Genomic DNA, 21,266 nt, shown 5'->3' on the forward strand with positions numbered 1-21,266 from the left:
ACAAGCCCGAGCATGACGAAAGAGAGCTTTCAAAACCTTTCCAGGTCTAACCCACAGCGAACCGCAGGCTGTATCGAAGGCAACGGCTCCGGATATGGAGGTTACATCCCCTGCGGGCCGCGATTCATCGCCGCGATACCGGTGCGGCAAATCTCGATCAGGCCGAGCGGCTTGATGATCGCCACGAACTGGTCGATCTTCGACGACTTGCCGGTGATCTCGAAGATGAAATGCTCCACCGTCGCATCCACCACCTTGGCCTGAAACGCATCGGCAAGGCGCAGCGTCTCGGCACGGTCCTCGCCGGAACCGGCGACCTTGATGAGCGCCACTTCGCGCTCGATAGGCCGCTCCTGCCCGAGTTCGCGGGCGCGAACGGTGAGATCGAGAACCCGGTGCACCGGCACGATGCGCTCAAGCTGGGCCTTGATCTGCTCCAGCACGATGGGCGTGCCGCGCGTGACGATGGTGATGCGCGACAGATGCGCCTCATGTTCCGTTTCCGAAACCGTCAGGCTCTCGATGTTGTAGCCGCGGCCGGAGAACAGGCCGATGACCCGGGCGAGAACGCCCGGCTCGTTGCTGACGAGAACCGACAGCGTGTGGTTTTCAACGGCGGCCGTTTCCTTCTGGATGAAATAGGCCGAGCCGGTGGGTTGTAGGTGTGCGTTCATGTCCTTTTCCTCTCCCGGCTCAGACTAGCTGACGGCCCTTGGCGTCAATGGCGTTGGCAACCGCTTCATCCGTCGCCTCATCCGGCAACAGCATCTCGTTATGGGCTTTACCAGACGGGATCATCGGGAAGCAATTGGCAAGATTGGCGACGCGGCAATCGAAGATGACCGGCTTCTTGACCGCGATCATTTCTGCAATCTTGTCGTCCAGTTCCTTTGGATCGTCGCAATACATGCCGACCGCGCCATAGGCTTCCGCCAGCTTGACGAAATCGGGCATGGCTTCCGTATAGGAGTTGGACAGGCGGTTGCCGTGCAGCAGCTGCTGCCATTGGCGCACCATGCCCATATACTGGTTGTTGAGGATGAAGATCTTCACCGGCAGACCGTACTGGATGGCGCAGGACATTTCCTGAATGCACATCTGGATCGAGGCGTCACCGGCAATATCGATGACCAGCGCGTCCGGATGCGCGACCTGAACGCCGATGGCCGCCGGCAGGCCGTAACCCATGGTGCCGAGACCGCCCGAGGTCATCCAGTGGTTCGGCTCCTCGAAACCGAAGAACTGCGCCGCCCACATCTGATGCTGGCCGACTTCGGTGGTGATATAGGTGTCGCGGCCCTTCGAGGCCTCATAAAGCCGCTGCAAGGCATATTGCGGCATGATGACATCGTTGGAGTTCTTATAGGCGAAGGAATTGCGGGCGCGCCAGCGCTCGATCTGCGCCCACCAGTCGGCCGTCTGAGCCTTCTCAACCTTCTTCGGCAGAGCGCGCCACAGGCGAACCATATCTTCCAGAACATGGCTGACATCGCCGATGATCGGCACGTCGACGCGAACCGTCTTGTTGATCGAGGACGGGTCGATATCGATATGGATCTTCTTCGAATTCGGCGAAAACGCATTGATGCGGCCGGTAATTCGGTCGTCGAAACGCGCGCCGACGCAGACCAGAACGTCGCAATCATGCATCGTCATATTGGCTTCATAGGAACCGTGCATGCCCAGCATGCCGAGCCAGTTCTTGCCGGAAGCCGGATAGGCGCCGAGACCCATGAGCGTCGAGGTGATCGGGAAGCCGGTCAGCTCCACCAGTTCGCGCAGCAGCCGGGTTGCCTCCGGACCGGAATTGATGACGCCGCCGCCGGTATAGAAAACCGGCTTCTTCGCCTTCGACATCAGGTCGATGGCGGCATGAATGGCGTTCAGATCGCCCTGAACCTTCGGCTTGTAGCTCTCGTGCTGGGTGGCGGCGGAGGGCGGCGTATAGGTGCCGGTGGCGAACTGGATGTCCTTCGGAATATCGACGACGACAGGACCGGGACGACCCGTCTGCGCGATGCGGAAGGCTTCATGGATGATGCCCGCCAGCTCGTTGACGTCCTTGACCAGCCAGTTGTGCTTGGTGCAGGGGCGCGTGATGCCGACGGTATCGCATTCCTGGAACGCGTCGGAACCGATGAGCGTGGTGGGAACCTGGCCGGACAGGCAGACGAGCGGAATGGAATCCATCAGCGCATCCTGCAGCGGCGTGACCGCATTGGTGGCGCCGGGGCCGGAGGTGACGAGCATGACGCCGACCTTGCCGGTGGAACGGGCATAACCTTCGGCGGCATGGCCTGCGCCCTGCTCGTGGCGCACGAGGATATGCTGGATGTCTTCCTGCTGGAAAATCTCGTCATAGATCGGAAGCACGGCACCGCCCGGATAACCGAAGATGTGCTCGACGCCATTGTCCTTCAGCGCCTGCAGAACGATCTCCGCACCTGTCATGCGATTGCTGTTTTCCGTATTGTCCTTATCCGTCATTGCCTGTTTCCATCCCGCTTTGGCTTTGGATATCGAGGAGCCCGAGGGCCTGTTTGAAGACATAAAAAAAGGCCCCTAGAGGAGCCTCGTTCAGCGCATGGGTGCTTTCGCCGGATGGTTACACCATCCTGCCCATGCGCCGTCCCACCACGATAAGTACGTTAAGATTTTTCATGGGCCGGAGTGTTAGCCACAAAAGCCCCAGCCGTCAACGCATATTGCAGGAAAAAATCGCCGTCGCCTTCTTTTATTACCTGAAAGGCTGCTTGCGCGAAATTTTCGAACGCAGCCGATACACATGTTGTTAAGCATAATCTTTTAATATCGAGAACGCAGATACTGCCCGAACCACCGCGATCATCCGCATGTACCGGGAAAAAATGTGAGTAACGACACGTTTCATAATGCGTCCCGCATGGACGAAAACGAACGGCGATCCGGCCAGCAGCCGGCGAACCGCATGCTGGGCCGCGTCATCGCCTGTAACGGTGCGCATGCCACCATCGCCGCCGAAACGGAACCCGGCACCACCGATGTCTCGCAGCTCTGGTCCGTCGGACGCCTGATCTCCATCGAAATGGGTACGAGCCGTGTGGCGGCGCTGGTTTTTTCCATGCGAACCGGCGAGGACTACTGGGCGGCGGACAGGCCGAACAGGCTGCTGATAGAGGTTGAACTGGTTGGCGAAGTCTATCGCACCGAGGACGGCAGCGAGCGCTTTTCCACCGGCATCTCCCGTTACCCCTATCTCGGTGCAGTGGCGCATCGCATCCGCACCAGCGATCTTGCCAAGATTTACGACAGCGGCAAGCGCGACGCCTGCACGATCGGCAGGCTGACCCAGGACGACACGATCAACGCCACCATCAGCATTCCCCAGATGCTCGCCAAACATTTCGCCGTCGTCGGCTCGACGGGTGTGGGCAAGACCACCGCCGTCTCGCTGCTTCTGAACAAGGCGATCGAGACCGACCCGAAGCTGCGCGTCCTCATTCTCGATCCGCACAATGAATTCGCGGCCGCCTTTCCCGATCATTCGGTCGTCATCGACACCGATACGCTGGATCTTCCCTTCTGGCTGATGCGCCTTGAGGAATTTGCGGAAGTGATTTTCCGCGGCCGCAAACCCGTACCTGAAGAAATGGATGTCCTTCGCGACCTCGTTCCGGAAGCGAAAAAGGCATTTCGCGGCACCGAGGGTTCCGCCGTGCGCCGCACCTCCGACAAGAGCGCGATCACGCCGGATACGCCGGTGCCCTATCGCATGGCCGATCTTCTCGCCTTGATCGACGAGCGTATCGGCCGGCTGGAAGGGCGTGGCGAAAAACCCGCGCTGCGCTCGCTGAAAGGCCGCATCCTCTCGGCCATCAACGACACGCGCTATAATTTCATGTTCTCCAGCAATACGATCAGCGACACCATTCTGGAGACGGTCGCGCATATTTTCCGCATTCCCGGGGAAGGCAAACCGATTTCGGTGTTCCAGCTCTCCGGCATCCCCTCCGAAGTGGTGAATTCGGTGGTCTCCGTCCTCTGCCGCATGTCCTTCGAACTGGCGGTGCTGGCGCGCGGCTCGCTGCATATGCTTGTCGTCTGCGAGGAAGCGCACCGTTATGTGCCCGCCGACCCCGAGCGCGGCTTTTTCCCCACCCGGCAATCCATTGCCCAGATCGCCAAGGAAGGCCGTAAATACGGCATTTCGCTCGGCGTCATCAGCCAGCGGCCAAGCGAGCTGGACCAGACCATTCTGTCGCAATGCTCGACCGTTTTCGCCATGCGGCTGTCGAACGAGATCGACCAGAAGATCATTCTCTCCGCCGTACCGAACGCATCGACCTCGACCACCAGCTTTCTGTCTTCCATCGGCAATGGCGAGGCCATCGCCTTCGGCGAGGCCGTCAGTGTACCGATGCGCATGCGTTTCGACCGCGTGGCCACGGCCAAATTGCCGAAAGCAAGCGGCACCATCAGCCATACGAACCATGAAACCCCGGACACGGTCGATCTGAACAACATCGTCACCCGCATGCGCGCCACGGCCAAGCCTGTCATCACCGGCTTCCAGCAAAGCGTCGAAGCAGCCTTTTCCGATCTGCCGGAGCCGGCAGCCGCACCACGGGAGACAGACGATATCGACCGCTGGAAGCGGGAACTGGGAACGGCCGCACCGGAGGGATACGAGCCGTACCGCCCGGACATGCTGCCCGGCCGCACACTCTCCGCATCGCCAAATCCGGCGGCACCCGATGCGGCCTCCGGCGCCGTCAACGAATTGCGCAAGGCGAGTTTCCAGATGCAGGCACAGAATGGCCCACCGCCCGATGCACGTCCTTCGCTCCGCGAAAGCCTGCTGAAGAAACCGCTCGGCAGTCTCTACCGGAAAGACTGATGGGCGCTCTCACGGCTGGATACGTGTCCAGTCGTCCCCCATCTGGTTGCGAAACCAGGTCATCTGCCGTTTGGCATATTGACGTGTCGCGGCCGCCGATTTTTCGATCACCTCCGCCTCGCCGATGCGCCCGGCCAGCATATCGGCAATCTGGGCAACGCCGATCGCCTTCATTGCGGTGGCATCGGATGCGAGGTTGAGCGCGAGAAGCGCCTGCACCTCCTCCACTGCCCCGCTATCCATCATCATCTCGAAACGCCGGTTGATGCGGTCATGCAGCACCGGCCTTTCCGGCAGGACGACGAATTTTTGCGCCCGCTCGGGATCGACGATCATCGGGCCGCTGGCGCGCTGAAAATCCCGGATCGACTTTCCGGTCGCCTTGAGCACCTCCAGCGCCCGGACGATACGCTGGCCGTCTCCCGGCTGCAGCATATCCGCCATGGCCGAATCGTGCCGTGCGAGTTCGGCATGGAGCGCAGCCGCCCCCTCCCCGATCAGCCGGGCGCGCAGCCCATCGCGGATGTCATCGGGAATGGCGGGCATATCGGAAAGCCCACCCGTCAGCGCCTTGAAATAAAGCCCCGTACCGCCGACGACGACGGGCAAACGCCCCTGCCCGCGCAAATCCGCAAGCAGGGCAGAAATCTCCCGCAGCCATTCGCCCGTTGAATAGAGGCTGCTCGCCGGCACATGGCCATAGAGAAGATGCGGCACGCCCTCCATCTCGTCTTCGGACGGCCGCGCGGTCAGCACCCGCAGCGTGTCGTAAACCTGCATGCTGTCGGCATTGATGACGACGCCGTCCCGCTCCCGCGCCAGACGAAGCGCAAGCGCGGACTTGCCGCTTGCCGTCGGGCCGGTTATCAGGATCGCATCAAAATTCTCATCAAGGTTTTTCATCATGGCTCTCGTTGCCACGCTTATCGCCAATCCGTCAAATCCTGTTCTGACACCGGCCCTCGGCGAGGCGGCCGCAAAGGCCGCCAACGCATCGGGCCTTTATTGGCTGGCCGATGGCATCGCCTGCGATATCGCCCTGCCCTCCGGCACCGCAGCCGAGCAGGCTCGCAGTGCGATTACAGCCACGCTTGCCGGCCAGCCAGTCGATATCGTTATCCAGGAACAGGATCAGCGCCGCAAGAAACTGCTGATCGCCGATATGGATTCGACCATGATCGGCCAGGAATGCATTGACGAGCTGGCCGCCGAAGTCGGGCTGAAGGAAAAAGTTTCCGCTATTACCGCCCGCGCCATGAATGGCGAGATCGCCTTCGAACCCGCACTGCGGGAACGTGTGGCGCTGCTGAAGGGCCTGCCTGTCTCGGTTATCGACGATGTCATCGAAAAGCGCATCACGCTTACCCCCGGCGGCAGGGAGCTGATCGCCACCATGAAGGCCAAGGGCTATTATACCGCCCTCGTTTCCGGCGGCTTCACCGTCTTCACCGGCCGCGTCGCCGCCATGCTGGGTTTTGACGAGAACCGCGCCAATCTGCTCGGCGAAGCCGATGGTGAGCTTGACGGCACCGTGGCCGAACCCATCCTCGGCAAACAGGCCAAGGTGGATGCGCTGAACGATATTGCCGCAAAGCTCGGCATCTCGCCGGAAGAGGCGATGGCGGTCGGCGATGGCGCCAACGATCTCGGCATGCTGCATCTGGCCGGCGCCGGCGTTGCCCTGCACGCCAAGCCGGCAGTGGCCGCCGAGGCGCAGATGCGCATCGACCATGGCGACCTGACCGCGCTTCTTTACATCCAGGGCTATCGCAAGACGGATTTTGTCACTCCATGATCATCCGAGAGACGCCACGACTCATTCTGCGCGAGTGGAAGGAGAGCGACCGTGACCTGTTCCGCGAAATCAACGCCGACGAAAAGGTCATGGAGTTTTTCCCCTTCCGCCGCAGCCATGCGGAAGCGGACGCCGTGCTGGAAACCATCAACGGCATGATCCGCGGCAGCGGCTATGGCTTTTATGCCATGGAGCTGCGTGAAACCTGCGAAGTCATGGGCTTCTGCGGTATCTCCCCGGTCATGAACCTCGATCCCCCCTTCCCGGTCGGCACCATGGAGATCGGCTGGCGGCTCGCCACCCGCTTCTGGGGCCACGGCTATGTCACGGAAGCGGCGCAGTCGCTGCTCGTCATGGCCTTCGATGAAAAGGAAACGCCGGAAATCGTCTCCTTCGCCGTCCACGACAACCACCGTTCGACGGCGGTGATGGAGCGCATCGGCCTGAAGCGCGATCCTTCGCGCGACTTCGACCATCCGCGCGTGCCGGAAGACACACATCCGCATCTGCGGCCGCACGTCACCTATGCGCTGACGCTGGAAGAATGGCGGGCGCGATAAGACACCTGCCCGCCGGTTCCCAAGGTCATTTCACCGCGGCATTGCCGCCATCGGCGAACAGAGCGGCACCGGCGACGAAGCTCGCCATGGGGCTCGCGAGGAAAAGCGCTACCCGCGCAATTTCCGGCGGCTCAGCGATACGTTTCATCGCATGCAGGCCGGCGGCCCATTCCTTCTGGGCGTCGTCTCCCGCAGCAGCTGTATCGACCCCGCCGGGCAGCAGCGCATTGGCGCGAATGCCTTTGACCGCATAATCGGCGGTGATGCCTTTCACCAGCCCCATCAACCCCGCCTTGGCCGCGCCATAAGCCGCCATGCCCGGTATGCCGGCGCTGGTGCCGACAAAGCTTGAGGTAAAGACGATGGAACCGCCACCCCGCATCAACATCGGCGGAATCTGGTAACGCGCGCCCAGAAAGGCGGAGGTGAGATTGACATTGAGCGCATGATCCCATTCCGCAGGCGAAATCTCCGCCAGCGGTTTCATGGCTCCCACCGCTCCGGCATTGTTGACGCCAATATCGAGGCCACCGAAGACGCTTATGGCCGCATCCGCCAACCGGGCATGGGTTTCGGCAATACCGGCATCGCCGGCAACCGTGTGGACGCAACCGCCGGCCTCACGAATGTCGGCGGCAACCTCATGCAGGGCCTTTTCGCCGCGCGCATTGATGACAACGGCCGCACCTTCGGCGGCAAACAGCATCGCCGTCGCCCGGCCGATGCCGGATGACGCGCCGGTGATGATGGCAACCTTGTTTTCGAGTAATTTCATATCCTTGGCCTCCGTTCGATGGAGACCAAGAATTAGAGAGCAGCCGGGATCACAACCACCCGATTCCTGCCTGACCGGGCGGAAAGCGCCTTATTCCAGCGGCAGCGCCACGACGCGCAGATTGCCCTGCGCATCGGCCACCATCATATGCGCATTCTTGCGGCCTTCGGATTTCAGGCCGTTGACGCGCACCAGCACGTCACCCGGAACCTCCATGAAATCCTGCCCGACCTCGACGATGATATCGCCGGCCTTCATGCCCTTCTGTTCGGCGGGCGAGCCCGGATCGACGCTCGCCACCAGCACGCCTTCGACGCTTTCGGCAATGCCCTTTTCGGTGCGCAATTCGTTGCTCAGCACCACGAGGTTCATGCCGAGCACGCTCTGCGGCGCCTCGCGCACTTCCGGCGTCTGGTCCTGCGCCTGATCGTCGGCGCCGCCATCATCTTCCGGTGCAACCACACCGCCATCGCCGTCTTCACTCTGCTGATCTTCGGTCGAGGCCTTTTCGTCGGTCGTATCCTGCAATTGCCCGAGCTTGACCTTGACGGTTTCCTCCTTGCCGTCACGCAGGATCACCACATCGACCTCCTTGCCGACCGGGCTTTCCGCCACGATCCGCAAGAGGTCGCGCATCTCATGAATATCCTTGCCGTCGAATTTCAGCACGACATCGCCGGCCTGGATCGGGCCGTTCTCCACCGGTCCGCCCTTGGCGACGCCGGAGATCAGCGCACCCTTGGCGCTGTCCATGCCGAGGCTTGCCGCCACATCGTCGGTGACCGGCTGGACACGAACGCCAAGCCAGCCGCGGCGCGTCTCGCCGAACTCGATGAGCTGCTGGACGATATTCTGGGCAAGCTCCGTCGGCACGGCGAAACCGATGCCGATCGAACCGCCGCTCGGGGAAATGATTGCCGTATTGATGCCGATAACCTCACCCTTCATGTTGAAGAGCGGACCGCCGGAATTGCCCTTGTTGATGGCCGCATCCGTCTGGATGAAATTGTCATAGGGACCGGCATTGATGTTACGCCCGCGCGCGGAAATGACACCCACCGTCAGCGAGCCGCCAAGCCCGAAGGGGTTGCCGATGGCCATCACCCAGTCGCCGATGCGCATGCTGCGCGAATCGCCGAACTTGACGGCCTTCAGCGGCGTTTTCGGCTCCACCTTCAACACCGAAAGGTCGGTCTTGGTATCGGTGCCGACCAGCGTCGCCTTGAGCTTCGAGCCGTTCGGGAAAATCACCTCGATAGCGTCAGCACCCTCGATGACATGGTTGTTGGTGACAACGTAGCCGGCCGGATCGATGACGAAACCCGAGCCCAGCGAACTCACCTTTTCGCCACCCTCGGGCTTCTGGCTGTCGAAGTAGTCCTTGAAGAATTCCTGGAACGGTGAACCTTCCGGCAGCTTTGGCGGAACGGGCCCTTTGCCCTCGGTCTTGACGTTCTGCGACGTGGAAATATTCACGACCGCATCGAGAAGCGGCTCGGCGAGATCTGCCACCGATTCCGGCCCATGGCTCTGCGCTCTCGCAGCAACCGGTGCCGTCAGGCTGCCTGCCACAAGCGCGATGCCCGCGACTGCGGCGATGCTGCTGCGAAAAGGCGAAAGAAGGGTCACGGCCATAAGCGTCCTCGCGTTTCAAATAGTCTTGCCCTGCATATATCGGCAAAGCATAAGGCGGAATGATGAAGTGTAAAAATACCTTTTCGTGAACAGGCGGGGGACGCCTTGCCCTTAGCCACAGCATTGGCACGAAAACGGACCAAAAAGAAAGGGCCGGTAAAACCGGCCCCTCCAAAATCATTTTTTCCGCTATCAGTTCGCCGGCGCTGGCGCAGGGGCAGCCGGAGCGGCAGGGGCCGCACCGTCGATATTGTTGAAATAACGGAAGAAGGTCGAGTCCGGGGACAGAACCAGCGTCGTGCCGTTGCCGTTCAGCGCATTGGCATAGGCGGACATGGAGCGATAGAACTCGAAGAAGTTCGGATCGCGCTGGAAAGCCTCGCCGAACACCTTGTTGCGCTCCGCATCGCCTTCACCGCGCAGCACTTCGGACTGACGGCGGGCGTCGGATTCCAGCTCGACGACCTGACGGTCGGCGATGGCGCGGCGGCGCTGCGCCTCTTCGTTACCGCGGGCGCGGATCAGTTCGGCCTCGGCCAGACGTTCCGACTTCATGCGCTCGAAGGTCTGCTGCGAGACTTCCTGCGTCAGGTCGGTACGGCGGATGCGGACATCGACGATGCTGATACCGAGCGATTCCGCATCGGGACGCAGATCGTCACGCACTTCCTGCATCATCGATGCACGTGCGTCCGAAAGCGCCGATTCGAAGCCGCGCAGACCGTAGACCCGGCGCAGCGAGGCGTCGAGACGGGTACGCAGACGCGATTCCGCCGACATCTGGTCACCTGAGACCGTCTGCCGGAAGCGGCGCGCATCCGTGATGCGATAGACCACGAAGGCATCGACCTCGTAGAACTTGCCGCCGGAAACCTGAACGCGAATATTGTCGTGATCGAAGCGCAGCGCCCGGTTCTCGATATATTGTACCCGGTCGGCATCCATGAAGGCGAAGGGCAGCTTGAAATAGAGGCCCGGCGCGGTTTTCACATCCTGGATTTCACCGAAGCGGACAACGATGGCCTGCTGGCGCTCGTTGACGACGAAGATCGACGAGTAACCGAGGAAAAGCACGACGGCGAGGCCGACGAGAATGGCAGAAAGACGGTTACCCATATCAGTTGCCTCCCTGCTGTGCTGCGCCCGGATTGTTGCGCATGATCTCGTTCAGAGGCAGATAAGGCACCACGCCCTGTTTTTCGTCGATGATGATCTTGTTGGAACCCTTCAGGACCTGCTCCATCGTTTCCAGGAACATGCGCTGGCGGGTCACGTCCGGCGCGGTGCGATACTGGTCATAGATGGAGACGAAGCGCTGCGCCTCACCCTGCGCCTCGTTAACGACGCGCGACTTGTACGCATTCGCTTCTTCGAGGATCTGCGCGGCCTGACCGCGAGCGGCGCCGAGCTTCTGGTTGGCGTACTGGTTGGCTTCCTGAACGAAGCGGTCTTCGTCCTGTTCGGCACGCTGCACTTCATCGAAGGCATCGGCCACTTCGCGCGGCGGCGCCGCATCTTCGATCGCCACGGCATTGATGGAAATGCCGGCGCCATAACCGTCCATGGTGGACTGGATGATGGTGCGCACATCCGCCGCAATCGCCTGACGGTTATCGCGGAAAATGTCCTGTGCCGGACGACGGCCGACGACTTCGCGCATGGCGCTTTCGGAAACCTGCTGCAGGGTTTCGGCCGGGCTGTCGACGTTGAAGAGATAGGATTTCGGATCGGAAACCGTATAGAGCACCGAGAACTGCACGTTGACGATGTTCTGGTCGCCGGTCAGCATCACGCCGCTAGACGAAGACGATGAGGCGCGCGAGCCGATATTCTGCTGCTGCTCGGTGACCTTGACGATTTCAACCGTCTCGATCGGCCACAGATGGAAATGCAGACCGGGCATCGAGATTTCGTCCTTCGGGCGGCCGAAACGCAGTTCCACGCCGCGCTCGTCCGGCTGGACGGTATAGATGGACTGGATGCCGAGGAAAACCAGCACGACGAGAACCACGATGGCAACTGCGCCGCCGTTGAAGCCGCCGGGCAGCACATTCTTGAAACGGTCCTGGCTGCGCCGGATGATCTCTTCCAGATCGGGCGGGCCGCCATTGCCGCCGCCACCGCCGCGAGGCCGGTTAGGCCCCTGCCCCCATGGGCCGCCACCGCCGCCCTGGTTGTTTCCTCCACCGCCGCCGCCCCAAGGGCCGCCGCCGCCATTCTGATTGCTCCAGGGCATCAATACCTCTTTATAAAAGCCTCTCCCGGTTCCGTTCGAAAGCGATTGCTCGCGTGCGGCGGGAATATCGACCCGTTATAGGAAGGAGAAGCGTCCGTTTCAACGCAGAGGTGGTAACTAAATACCCAATCAGGGTAAATAGTTCACTTTGACGCGGCTCTTCGCACATAAGTGGTAAACAGAACCGGATAATTGTCCTTTTCCCCTGCGGGAGCAGGGATTTCCTCGATTTTCTCAAAAACGGCAGGATCGATTTCCGGGAAAAAAGTGTCGCCATCGAGCTTTACCGCGACATGGGTGACGGAAAGTTGATCGGCGAAGGGCATGGCCTGACGGTAAATCTCGCCACCACCGGCCACGAAGACCTCATCCACACCCAGTTCCACAGCCTTGCTTGCGGCAAGCTTCAAAGCCTCCTCCAGCGAGGAGACGACATCCACACCTTGCGGCCGGTAATCGGCATTGCGGCTGACGATGATATGCGGGCGGCCCGGTAATGGACGCTCGCCGACGGATAAAAACGTCTTGCGACCCATGATGAGCGGCTTGCCCATCGTCATCGCCTTGAAGCGCTTGAGGTCGGTAGAGAGTTTCCACGGCATGTCGAGGTCGCGGCCGATGACGCCGTTTTCGGACACTGCAACGATGATGGTGACGCGCGGTTCGCTCATACCGCGATCGGCGCCTTGATGCTTGAATCGGCCTCGTAGTTTTCCAGCGTAAAGTCTCCGAACTTAAAGGCGAAAAGGTCCTTCACATCCGGGTTGAGGCGCATCGTCGGCAGGGCCTTGGGCGTGCGGGTCATCTGCAGCTTCGCCTGCTCGAAATGATTGGCATAGATATGCGCATCGCCGAGCGTATGGACGAAATCGCCCGGCTTCAGGCCGGTGACCTGCGCCACCATCAGCGTCAGAAGCGCATAGGAGGCGATGTTGAACGGCACGCCGAGGAAAATGTCGGCCGAGCGCTGATAGAGCTGGCAGGACAGCTTTCCATCGGAAACATAGAACTGGAACAGGCAATGGCATGGCGGCAGCGCCATCTCGTCCACCAGCGCCGGGTTCCAGGCCGAAACGATGTGACGGCGGGAATTCGGATTGGTTTTCAGGCTCTCGATCAAAAGCGCGATCTGATCGACATGGCGACCGTCCGGCGCGGGCCAGGACCGCCACTGCGCACCATAGACCGGGCCGAGATCGCCGTTCTCGTCGGCCCACTCATCCCAGATGGAAACGCCGTTTTCCTTGAGATAGGCGATATTGGTATCGCCCTTAAGGAACCACAGCAGTTCATGAATGATGGAGCGCAGATGCAGCTTCTTGGTGGTGAGAACCGGAAAACCTTCGGAAAGGTCGAAACGCATCTGGTAACCGAACACCGAGCGCGTGCCCGTACCGGTGCGGTCTCCGCGGTCGGAGCCGGTTTCCATCACATGCCGGAGAAGATCGAGATATTGTTTCATGCGTTCTGCCGCCGATTCCCTGATATCAGGGCAATATAATAGCACAGGGCGGCAGAACCAATCATCTAATGCGGGCTTATCCCCGCTAAATCAAAGCGACTGGAGTTTGCCCAGTTCCTTGGCGACCAGATAATAAAAGGTCACGCGCGATTTGGAGCGGTCCGCAGCCATGGCCTTGGCAACGGCATCGATTGCCTGATCGGCCGTGCCGTCGGTCACACCGAGCTTCTTGCCGCACCAGCTCGCCTTCACACGTGCAAGCTCTTCCGGATCGGAAGCGGACACCAGCGAGGAATCCCGGTTGCGCAGGGCGATGCCGAGATGTTTGACGATCTTGCCGACCACCGCTTCGTCGGCTGCTGCGTCGTATTTCTTCACATCTGCGAGATAGTCAGTCATGTCCACTCCTTCGTGTGTCCCCGGCCCGGTGTTGCTTCTGGTGACCGGTTGCATGGACAATGGGACAGCAATCCCTCGTCGTCAAGAATTGTCTAAAGTGCGGGCCGCAATCACGAAACCTTTTCATGGAATTGTCATCGCCCCCCTTTTCTCAGGCGGTCGAAACGCCTATATGAGCCTTGCCGGGGCAACCCGGCTATGGCGATAAACGGTCGGTGTAATAAACCTATTGGACCCGGGGGCGGTACCCGGCGCCTCCACCAAAAACCGGCGGACTTTCATGAAACGAAGGCCGGCTTTTGATGGGGGCGAAATAGGATCGACAAGGGCGTAAAGATCGAACTTTTGCTCGGCATGATACCGCCGTTATCGGGTCACAAGTGTAGTTGCAAACGACAACAACGCTAAGGAATATGCTCTCGCTGCCTAATGGCGGTGCGGGAATTCCGCTCTAAAGTCCTCACGGCTAGCCCCGTGAGGCGGGGTTCGGAGGTACCTGGCAACAGAAACCTCCACCTTCTCCATTTTGCCTGAATTGGTTATATGATAGCTGACTCGCAATCGGCATCGGCTTTTCCGTTGCTGCCGTTCAGGACATTGCGTATACTTGGTCAACGCGTGAGCGTCAGGATCGGAAATGATCCCGGCTCAAGGATTACGCGAAGATTCAAAGTGTTACAGCGTCCTTGGCGCGCAAGCCGCGCCGTGCATTAAAAGACGTTCGAATAAGGGAAAGACAGGACCGCATGGGGCAGGATCATATCCGTTACGACATTCTCGCACAGGATGCCCTTCGCGGCGTTATTCGTAAGGTTTTGGGTGAAGTGGCCGCAACCGGTCGTCTGCCCGGCGACCACCACTTTTTCATCACCTTCCTGACCGGCGCGCCGGGCGTGCGGATTTCCCAGCACCTCAAGGCGAAATATGCCGAGCAGATGACCATCGTTATCCAGCATCAGTTCTGGGACCTGAAAGTAACCGAAACCGGCTTCGAAATCGGCTTGTCCTTCTCGGATACGCCGGAAAAGCTGGTGATCCCCTATAACGCCATTCGCGGTTTCTACGATCCTTCCGTCAATTTCGAGCTCGAATTCGACGTGCCTCTGGCCGAAGAGGAAGAAATCGAAGACGCAGAGATCACCGCTTATCCCGTTTCCCATGAGGCCAAGCCCGCTGCCGCTTCCGAGACGCCCAAATCCGGAGAGGAAAAGAAGGAAGGCTCGGTCGTTTCGCTGGATGCCTTCCGCAAGAAGCAATAACGGCTTTTACGCAGCGCTTACGAAACCCGAGGAGACATATCCCCATGGCGGCCGATATCGTCAATCTGCGTCAGTTTCGCAAACAGAAAGCCCGTAGCGAAAAAGAAAAGCAGGCGGAACAGAACCGCCTGTCCTTCGGCCGCACCAAGACCGAAAAAAATCTTACCTCGGCCCTGAACGAAAAGGCCGAAAAGGCGCTCGATCAGGGGCGGCTCGAAAAAAACGATGACGGGACCGGCAAAGACTGACGGGCCAGCCGGACGCCGCGGATTTCGGGACTATCGGAAAAGAATCGCAAAACAGGGACTTGCCGGGGAGACATGATTCAGACCTCCAACCGGTTTCACCGGAGACCGATCTGATGATCCGCAAGCACTCCGCGACGTTGCACGGCCACCGCACCAGCATTTCACTCGAGGATGCCTTCTGGGACGAGCTGAAAACCATTGCGGAAAGACGCAAGATCAGTTTCGCGGCCCTGCTTGCCGAAATAGACGACAACCGCTCCGCCGACAGCAATCTGTCCTCGTCACTGCGGGTTTATGTGCTGAACTGGCTGAAAACCCGCTGAGGTTTTCCCGGCGTCAGTAAAGGTGGATGCCTCTATCCGGATTTGTCCCCCGGACTACAAAAATTACTGCCAAAAACTCGTAACGCCGTGAAAGCATTCATTAAACATTGGCGGCCTAGTCTGCGCTGCAAGGCATTTCCCGTATTGCGTAGCCTTGCTTTCAAATACTGTTTCCAGACCTTTGCCATCCCTCACATCCACCGCAAAGCGTTCCCGGGTTTCCGCCATCAGGGAACGAGTTTACCGTGAGATTCTAGACTCATGCTCGAGGATGATGCAACGTTCCGGGACAGGTTTCCCACTTTCGCAATATGAAGGCCGATCAGCCCTCCCCTGCCCGCAAGCTCACGGCGTCGCGGGAGCATTTTCCGGCGCCAGTTGCCGGATGGCATTTTCCGTCGGAGGCACCACCAGAACCGGCGCGGATTGCCGCTCGGGCGTCGGCTGTTGCCCCTGTTCCTGCTGTTGCTGTTGCTGTTGCTGCTGCAACCGCTCCTGCTGTTCCTTTTCCTGACGCAGACGTTCTTCGGCTGCCGCCTTCAAACGCGCCTCTTCTTCGGCCTTGGCCTTGGCTTCCGCCTCCGCCCGTTCCTTCTCGGCCTGCCGCTCGGCCGCCTGCGAGCGATAAAGCGCCACTTCGCGGCGCAGGCGCTGCTTTTCGAGAACGCTGGCCTGCATGGCCTCCACTCGACGGCGTTCCTTTTCGAAAGCCCGGAGCGACAGGTAATTGCTGAGCGCCGAAACGTCGGTCGTCAAAGCCGGCGCGGCAAGCGGACCGTTATAATTCAGGCGCACCGAAGGCTCGGCCCCCGCAACCGTTTCGGTGCCGGGATTGAACATGAGATCGAGATCGCCGTTCACCGTCGAAGCCGCAAGATCAACCGTTGCATCGGCCGTCAGCGTTACCGGATCGATCCCCGCACGCAAATTCTTGAAATGAAGCGCGCCGCCATTCAGCGAGAACGGCAAGGCCACATCGCCTAGACCGATTTCACCCTGCCACAGGCTCTGGTCCACCAGCGGCCGCACCTTGGGCGCGTCGATCGGCTGCTGCAAGCCATCGGCCGCCTGCAGGATCGGCGGCAGGGTACCGGGATTTAACCCCTTCAGCACCAGCCCACCGACCCGGATTTCACCCGAGCCGCCTGCCGATTTCAGCATTTCACCGACGCTCTTGCCGGTCGATTCGGCCGTCAGGTCGATGGCGACCCGGCCTGCCGCAACCGGCCCGTTGGCATTCGCCCACAGGATCGGCTCCGGATTGGCGTCGGTCACCGCGATCTTGGTGCGGAAAATGCCCGCCCCCTCGCCCGTCGACATGGCGAGCCGTCCCGTGAGTTTGCCGCCCATGAAGGTGCCGGTAACTTCGTCGAGAGAGAGGCTGCCCGCATCATGCGTGACCTTGGCCGAAACACCCGTGACCGTGCCGAAAGTGCCGGCCTCGAAGCTCTCCGCTTTCAAGGCAAGCGAAGCCTTGAGCTGCGGGAAGGCGGCCATGGCCAGAGGCTTGGCGTTGAGCGCCCCGGTTTCCGGATCGATCACCGGCCCATAGATCGCATCACCCAGCCAGGCGAGATCGGCGGTTCTGACCGCAAGATCGCCGGTGACGGGATAGGGCGCGGCGCGCTGGAAGGTCAGATTACCCGAGAACGGATTTCCGCCCGCCTGCCCGCCTATCGAGGAAAGCGCGATCTTCTGCCCATCCACCGCCACTTTCGCGTTGGCCTTCAACGCCATGCCGCCGCCAAGCTGCGGCAGACCGACGGCATTCATGATGAGATAGGGCTCGATGTCGGCGCTTTCGAGCGCCACGTCGGCGCTGCCCTCACCGAAATTGGCGGATGAAACGGCAAAGGAACCGTTCATCGAAAAATGCGTGCGCTCCGTCGAGAAGCGCAGTTCCGTTTGGGCGGGCGAGCCGAGCGTGCCGTTGAGCTTGATGGACAAAAGGCCCTCGCCATCCGCATCAAAGGGCAGCGGATCGAGCCCCGCCTGCCCGAACAGGATGGCCGTCGACTGGTTTTTCAGAACCGCTTCCAGCGACATGGCGGTATCATCGGTGATCGACAGGAAATCCGGCATCTTGGCCACGGCCGACAGCCGGCTGCCATTGACCGTGCCGGAAACGGCGACATTGGCGCCGCCATTTTCGCTATTGACGGAAACGTCCATTGCCAGGTCGGAATTGGCGTACCACGGCGCACTCGCCGCCAGACGGCTGAGGAATGGATGGTTCGGCAACTTCTGCTGCAGCATGGTGAAGAACGGCTGCATATCCGCCGCATGCAGGTTCACCGTGCCCTTGCCCGCATATTTCAGCAGCGAACCCTGCAGCTCACCCCTTGCCCTGACTTCCGCACCGGCGATGTCTCCGGCCGTCATGTTCTCCAGCGAGAGAACGCCGCCCGCCATGGTGAAGGCGGTCTCGACATGATTGGCGGTCACACCGGCCATGTTGAACCGGTCGGCCTTGAATTTCGCGGCAATGCGGTGGTCGAGCACGGAACTGCCGACCTGATCGCCAAGCGCCAGACTGCCGAGCGCCTTCAGCGCATCGAGATCGATTTCATTGCCGGCAAGATCGATGGAAAGATTGGAAGTCTTGCCGTCGGAGCGCCGCTCCAGCTCCCCCTTCAGCGACGCATCGCCGACTGCAAGCTCCAGATTGTCGAAACGCTGGTTGAGCGTCGTCAGCGAGACATCGGCGGAAAAACCGGCGGCATTGAGCTGGCGGATCGCCGGATCGACGGAACCGGAAAGCCAGTTCGCCAGACCCGAGGGCTGATTGGAAGCGAGAAGCAGATTGCCGTTGAAGGCAGGGCCGCCGAGAAGCGTCAGCGACCCCTTGGCTTCGAGCTGCGTCCGGCCCGGCAGGGTCGCAACCGCATTCACCACCTGCCAGCCGCTGCCTTCAGGGCGCACATCCAGCCTGATGTCGCGAATGGTCGTATCATCGGAAACGAGCGCCGGAAGGCTGATGCTGGCCTTGCCCGGCACCGGCGGCACCGGAATGCGGGCCACCATGGCCGCAAAGGCCTCGATACGCTGGCGCACCGAGGCGGTGGGCTGGCGCGAGGTCTTGCCAGCCTGCACGACGGGCGGCGCAAAGCGAGCGACATCGATCTGCTGGCCATCGGCCGTCAGCAGGAATTCCGGCTTGGCGCCGGTATCAAGCGTCGCTTCCCCTGTCACGACATAGGGATTTTCGCTGCCGCCGAGCTCCATTCGGTAGCTCGGTATGCGCACGCTTTCATTGGTGAGTTCAAAGCTGCCGCGGGTGCGGGGCGAGGAAAACAGCGATTGTCCGGCCTGCTGCTTCTGCTTTTCGTCTTCGCGGAAACTGAAGGAGAAAGAACCGCTATAGGCCGGCTTTCCCGCCGTTGCGGCAATTGCGCCATCGAGATCGACCTCGACCGGGTGTTCGTCCGGCACCAGCCGCATCCTCAGCCCCATGCGGCCGGCGGCATAATCCGGCTCGCTGCTGGAGAGCGAGAAGGAGCCCGGATGTCCGTCGACGGCGGCGCGTCCCTCCGCCTTCCATGGCCCGGCCAGCGAATTGGCGGACATGTCGGCATTGAGACCGGTCACGACACGGTTGCGGCCGGATTGCTCATCGATGAATTCGATCTGCCCGCCTTCGATCTGTACGCTTTCCAGAACCACGGTGCGGGCGGGAATTTCCGCCCGGCTGCCACGCATCCAGTCCAGCGTGCCGTCCTTAAGCAGCCTTATCTTGGCCTTGGGTTCCTCGATGCGCATGTCGAAGATACGCGCCTCGCCCGAGAGGAAAGGCGCAAGCTCGGCATCCATGGAAAAACGCGCGACCTGAATGAGCGGCGATCCATCCGCATCCGTTCCGGCGCGCACATCATGCAATGTTACCGAAGGAAAAGGCAAGATACGGGCTTCGACGCGGCCATGCACCACCACCTTCTTGCCGAGAATACGGCTTGCCTGATCCTCGAAATCGCGGCGGAAATCCGTCCAGTCGACGAAATAGGGAATAAGCAGTGCCGAAAACAGCACCACGGCCAGCAGTCCGCCCAGAAAAACCAGAATACGTCCGAGCACTGACCTGCATCTCCCTTCGCGAACGCTGCAAACCTATTCTTTTCTGCCTTAACGGCAAGCAGCCTTTTGTACCAATCAAATATGAGAATGATCAGACAAGCCGGAACAACTTGCCCGGATTGAAGATGTTATCGGGATCGAGCGACGTTTTGATGGCGCGCATGAGATCCAGTGCATTGCCGGCCTCTTCGGCGAGGAAACTCATCTTGCCCTGGCCGATGCCGTGTTCACCGGTGCAGGTGCCGTCCATGGCGATGGCGCGGCGGTTGAGACGGGCGACGAAGGCTTCGGTTTTCGCCACACTTTCCGCGTCCTTGCCATCGAACAGAATAAGGACGTGGAAGTTCCCGTCGCCCGCATGGCCCACGATGGGTGCCAGAAATCCGTTTTCCTGAATATCCCGCTGCGTTTCCACCACGCAATCCGCGAGCCGCGAAATCGGCACGCAGACATCGGTGGAAAGCCCGTCGAGATGCGGCGCGAGCGCGCGGGAAGCCCAGTAGGCATCGTGCCGCGCCTTCCAGAGCTTGTTGCGCTCGGCAGCGTCGCTCGTCCAGCGGAAGTCGACGCCGCCGCATTCGGCGGCGATCTCGGCGAACTGCTGTGATTGCAGCGCCGCCGTTTCCTCGGTGCCGTGGAACTCCACAAAGAGTGTCGGTTTCTCGGCGTAGTTCAGACCAGAATAGGCGTTGCAGGCCCGCACCTGCACTTCGTCCAGCAATTCGATGCGGGCGACCGGAACCCCCATCTGGATCGTCATGATGACGGCATCGCAGGCCGCCTTGATGCTGTCGAAAGTGCAGACCCCGCCGGCGATCTTTTCCGGAATACCCTGAAGCCGCAGCGTAACGGAAGTGATGACGCCCAGCGTCCCCTCGGCACCCACGAAAAGCCGCGTCAGATCGTAACCCGCAGATGATTTGCGGGCGCGGCGGGCGGTGCGGATTTCCTCGCCATTGGCGACGACAGCCGTGACGGCCAGCACATTGTCCTTCATCGTGCCGTAGCGCACGGCATTGGTGCCTGAAGCCCGCGTCGAGGCCATGCCGCCGATGGAGGCATTGGCGCCGGGATCGATGGGGAAGAACAGGCCGGTATCGCGCAGATAGACATTGAGGTCCTCGCGCGTCACGCCAGGCTCCACCGTCACGTCAAGATCTTCGGCATTCACCTCAATGATGCGATTCATCCGGCTGAAATCGATGCAGATTCCGCCATTCGGAGCATTCACCTGCCCTTCCAGCGAAGACCCCGTTCCGAAGGGAATGACCGGCACCTTGTATTGCGCGCAGACCTTTACCACGGCCTTCACATCGTCCGCACTCTCGGCGAAAACGACGCCGTCAGGCGCCTGCAGCGTCAGATAGGTGGTGCTGTGGCCGTGCTGTTCGCGAAACGCCTGTCCAGTCTGGAGCCTGTCGCCAAGCTGTTCCTTCAGCACCGCGAGTGCCGACGCGATGCCCTCTTCGTTCCGCTTTCCCGCCACCACATCTTTCAGCGCCATCGTCCGTCTCCACCGCAACATCTGCCCGTAAAGGATTCGATCCGTTACGAAATTCCGTCAGGTGGTATGGGATAAGGTTAACGCTTTGTCCAGCATCGCGATTGCGCCAAACACTGTTTCGCG

18 protein-coding genes and 1 other RNA gene are annotated in these 21,266 nt (G+C 60.6%); 7 read left to right on the top strand and 12 right to left on the bottom strand.

Going from position 1 to position 21,266, the window contains the following annotated elements:
* Positions 1-101: 101 nt before the first annotated feature.
* Both ilvN and AGR7B_RS09825 read right to left on the bottom strand, forming a co-directional pair.
* Positions 102-674 carry an acetolactate synthase small subunit gene (gene ilvN / locus AGR7B_RS09820; protein ID WP_003522378.1) on the bottom strand — a complete coding sequence of 191 codons (573 nt, stop codon included), beginning with the start codon at positions 672-674 and terminating at the stop codon, positions 102-104.
* A 19-nt stretch (positions 675-693) separates the two neighbouring features.
* Positions 694-2,487, bottom strand: a complete 1,794-nt coding sequence (locus AGR7B_RS09825) for an acetolactate synthase 3 large subunit (protein WP_035239227.1) — start codon at positions 2,485-2,487, stop codon at positions 694-696.
* A gap of 382 nt (positions 2,488-2,869) precedes the next feature.
* Between AGR7B_RS09825 and AGR7B_RS09830 the strand changes: the two genes are divergently transcribed.
* Entirely contained in the window at positions 2,870-4,876 is a 2,007-nt protein-coding gene (locus AGR7B_RS09830) for an ATP-binding protein (RefSeq protein ID WP_080856550.1), read from the top strand.
* A gap of 9 nt (positions 4,877-4,885) precedes the next feature.
* Here the strand turns inward: AGR7B_RS09830 and miaA are convergent, their stop codons facing one another.
* Positions 4,886-5,782: a tRNA (adenosine(37)-N6)-dimethylallyltransferase MiaA gene (gene miaA / locus AGR7B_RS09835; RefSeq protein ID WP_080856551.1), complete on the bottom strand. Its 897-nt coding sequence runs from the start codon at positions 5,780-5,782 to the stop codon at positions 4,886-4,888.
* Here miaA and serB point away from each other — a divergent pair.
* Complete coding sequence (gene serB, locus AGR7B_RS09840) at positions 5,781-6,671, top strand: phosphoserine phosphatase SerB (protein ID WP_080856552.1); 891 nt, start codon at positions 5,781-5,783, stop codon at positions 6,669-6,671. The genes miaA and serB overlap by 2 nt on opposite strands.
* Entirely contained in the window at positions 6,668-7,231 is a 564-nt protein-coding gene (locus AGR7B_RS09845) for a GNAT family N-acetyltransferase (RefSeq protein WP_065655842.1), read from the top strand. Before serB ends, AGR7B_RS09845 begins: the two co-directional genes overlap by 4 nt.
* 25 nt (positions 7,232-7,256) lie before the next feature.
* Here AGR7B_RS09845 and AGR7B_RS09850 read toward each other — a convergent pair whose 3' ends face one another.
* From AGR7B_RS09850 to AGR7B_RS09880, 7 genes are all read right to left on the bottom strand, one after another.
* On the bottom strand, positions 7,257-8,006 hold the full coding sequence (locus AGR7B_RS09850; protein WP_080856553.1) for an SDR family oxidoreductase: 750 nt from the start codon (positions 8,004-8,006) through the stop codon (positions 7,257-7,259).
* A 90-nt stretch (positions 8,007-8,096) separates the two neighbouring features.
* Positions 8,097-9,641: a Do family serine endopeptidase gene (locus AGR7B_RS09855; RefSeq protein ID WP_080856554.1), complete on the bottom strand. Its 1,545-nt coding sequence runs from the start codon at positions 9,639-9,641 to the stop codon at positions 8,097-8,099.
* A gap of 192 nt (positions 9,642-9,833) precedes the next feature.
* Complete coding sequence (gene hflC, locus AGR7B_RS09860) at positions 9,834-10,757, bottom strand: protease modulator HflC (protein WP_020812048.1); 924 nt, start codon at positions 10,755-10,757, stop codon at positions 9,834-9,836.
* 1 nt (position 10,758) lies between these two features.
* Positions 10,759-11,877: an FtsH protease activity modulator HflK gene (gene hflK, locus AGR7B_RS09865; protein ID WP_003522368.1), complete on the bottom strand. Its 1,119-nt coding sequence runs from the start codon at positions 11,875-11,877 to the stop codon at positions 10,759-10,761.
* 143 nt (positions 11,878-12,020) lie between these two features.
* Complete coding sequence (locus tag AGR7B_RS09870; RefSeq protein ID WP_080856555.1) at positions 12,021-12,548, bottom strand: dihydrofolate reductase; 528 nt, start codon at positions 12,546-12,548, stop codon at positions 12,021-12,023.
* Positions 12,545-13,339, bottom strand: coding sequence for a thymidylate synthase (locus AGR7B_RS09875; protein WP_080856556.1), 795 nt, complete (start codon positions 13,337-13,339; stop codon positions 12,545-12,547). The genes AGR7B_RS09870 and AGR7B_RS09875 overlap by 4 nt, the downstream gene beginning before the upstream one ends.
* A gap of 90 nt (positions 13,340-13,429) precedes the next feature.
* Positions 13,430-13,738 carry a DUF2853 family protein gene (locus AGR7B_RS09880; protein ID WP_003522365.1) on the bottom strand — a complete coding sequence of 103 codons (309 nt, stop codon included), beginning with the start codon at positions 13,736-13,738 and terminating at the stop codon, positions 13,430-13,432.
* Between the two features lie 142 nt (positions 13,739-13,880).
* Here AGR7B_RS09880 and ssrA point away from each other — a divergent pair.
* From ssrA to AGR7B_RS09900, 4 genes are all read left to right on the top strand, one after another.
* Positions 13,881-14,255: a transfer-messenger RNA gene (ssrA, locus tag AGR7B_RS09885) on the top strand.
* Positions 14,256-14,484: 229 nt separating this feature from the next.
* Positions 14,485-14,997 carry an SspB family protein gene (locus AGR7B_RS09890; protein WP_020812051.1) on the top strand — a complete coding sequence of 171 codons (513 nt, stop codon included), beginning with the start codon at positions 14,485-14,487 and terminating at the stop codon, positions 14,995-14,997.
* Positions 14,998-15,041: 44 nt separating this feature from the next.
* A complete protein-coding gene (locus tag AGR7B_RS09895; protein ID WP_003522363.1) occupies positions 15,042-15,245 on the top strand; it encodes a DUF4169 family protein in 204 nt (67 codons plus the stop codon).
* 113 nt (positions 15,246-15,358) lie between these two features.
* A complete protein-coding gene (locus tag AGR7B_RS09900) occupies positions 15,359-15,568 on the top strand; it encodes a ribbon-helix-helix domain-containing protein (RefSeq protein ID WP_003522362.1) in 210 nt (69 codons plus the stop codon).
* A 345-nt stretch (positions 15,569-15,913) separates the two neighbouring features.
* Here the strand turns inward: AGR7B_RS09900 and AGR7B_RS09905 are convergent, their stop codons facing one another.
* The gene (locus AGR7B_RS09905; protein ID WP_078051869.1) at positions 15,914-19,639 is read right to left on the bottom strand and encodes an AsmA family protein; all 3,726 of its coding nucleotides are present in this window, start codon (positions 19,637-19,639) and stop codon (positions 15,914-15,916) included.
* Between the two features lie 91 nt (positions 19,640-19,730).
* Positions 19,731-21,143: an FAD-binding oxidoreductase gene (locus AGR7B_RS09910; RefSeq protein ID WP_078051868.1), complete on the bottom strand. Its 1,413-nt coding sequence runs from the start codon at positions 21,141-21,143 to the stop codon at positions 19,731-19,733.
* Positions 21,144-21,266: the final 123 nt, after the last annotated feature.

The sequence above is a fragment of the Agrobacterium deltaense RV3 genome (assembly GCF_900013505.1).
In the GTDB taxonomy this organism is placed as follows: domain Bacteria; phylum Pseudomonadota; class Alphaproteobacteria; order Rhizobiales; family Rhizobiaceae; genus Agrobacterium; species Agrobacterium leguminum.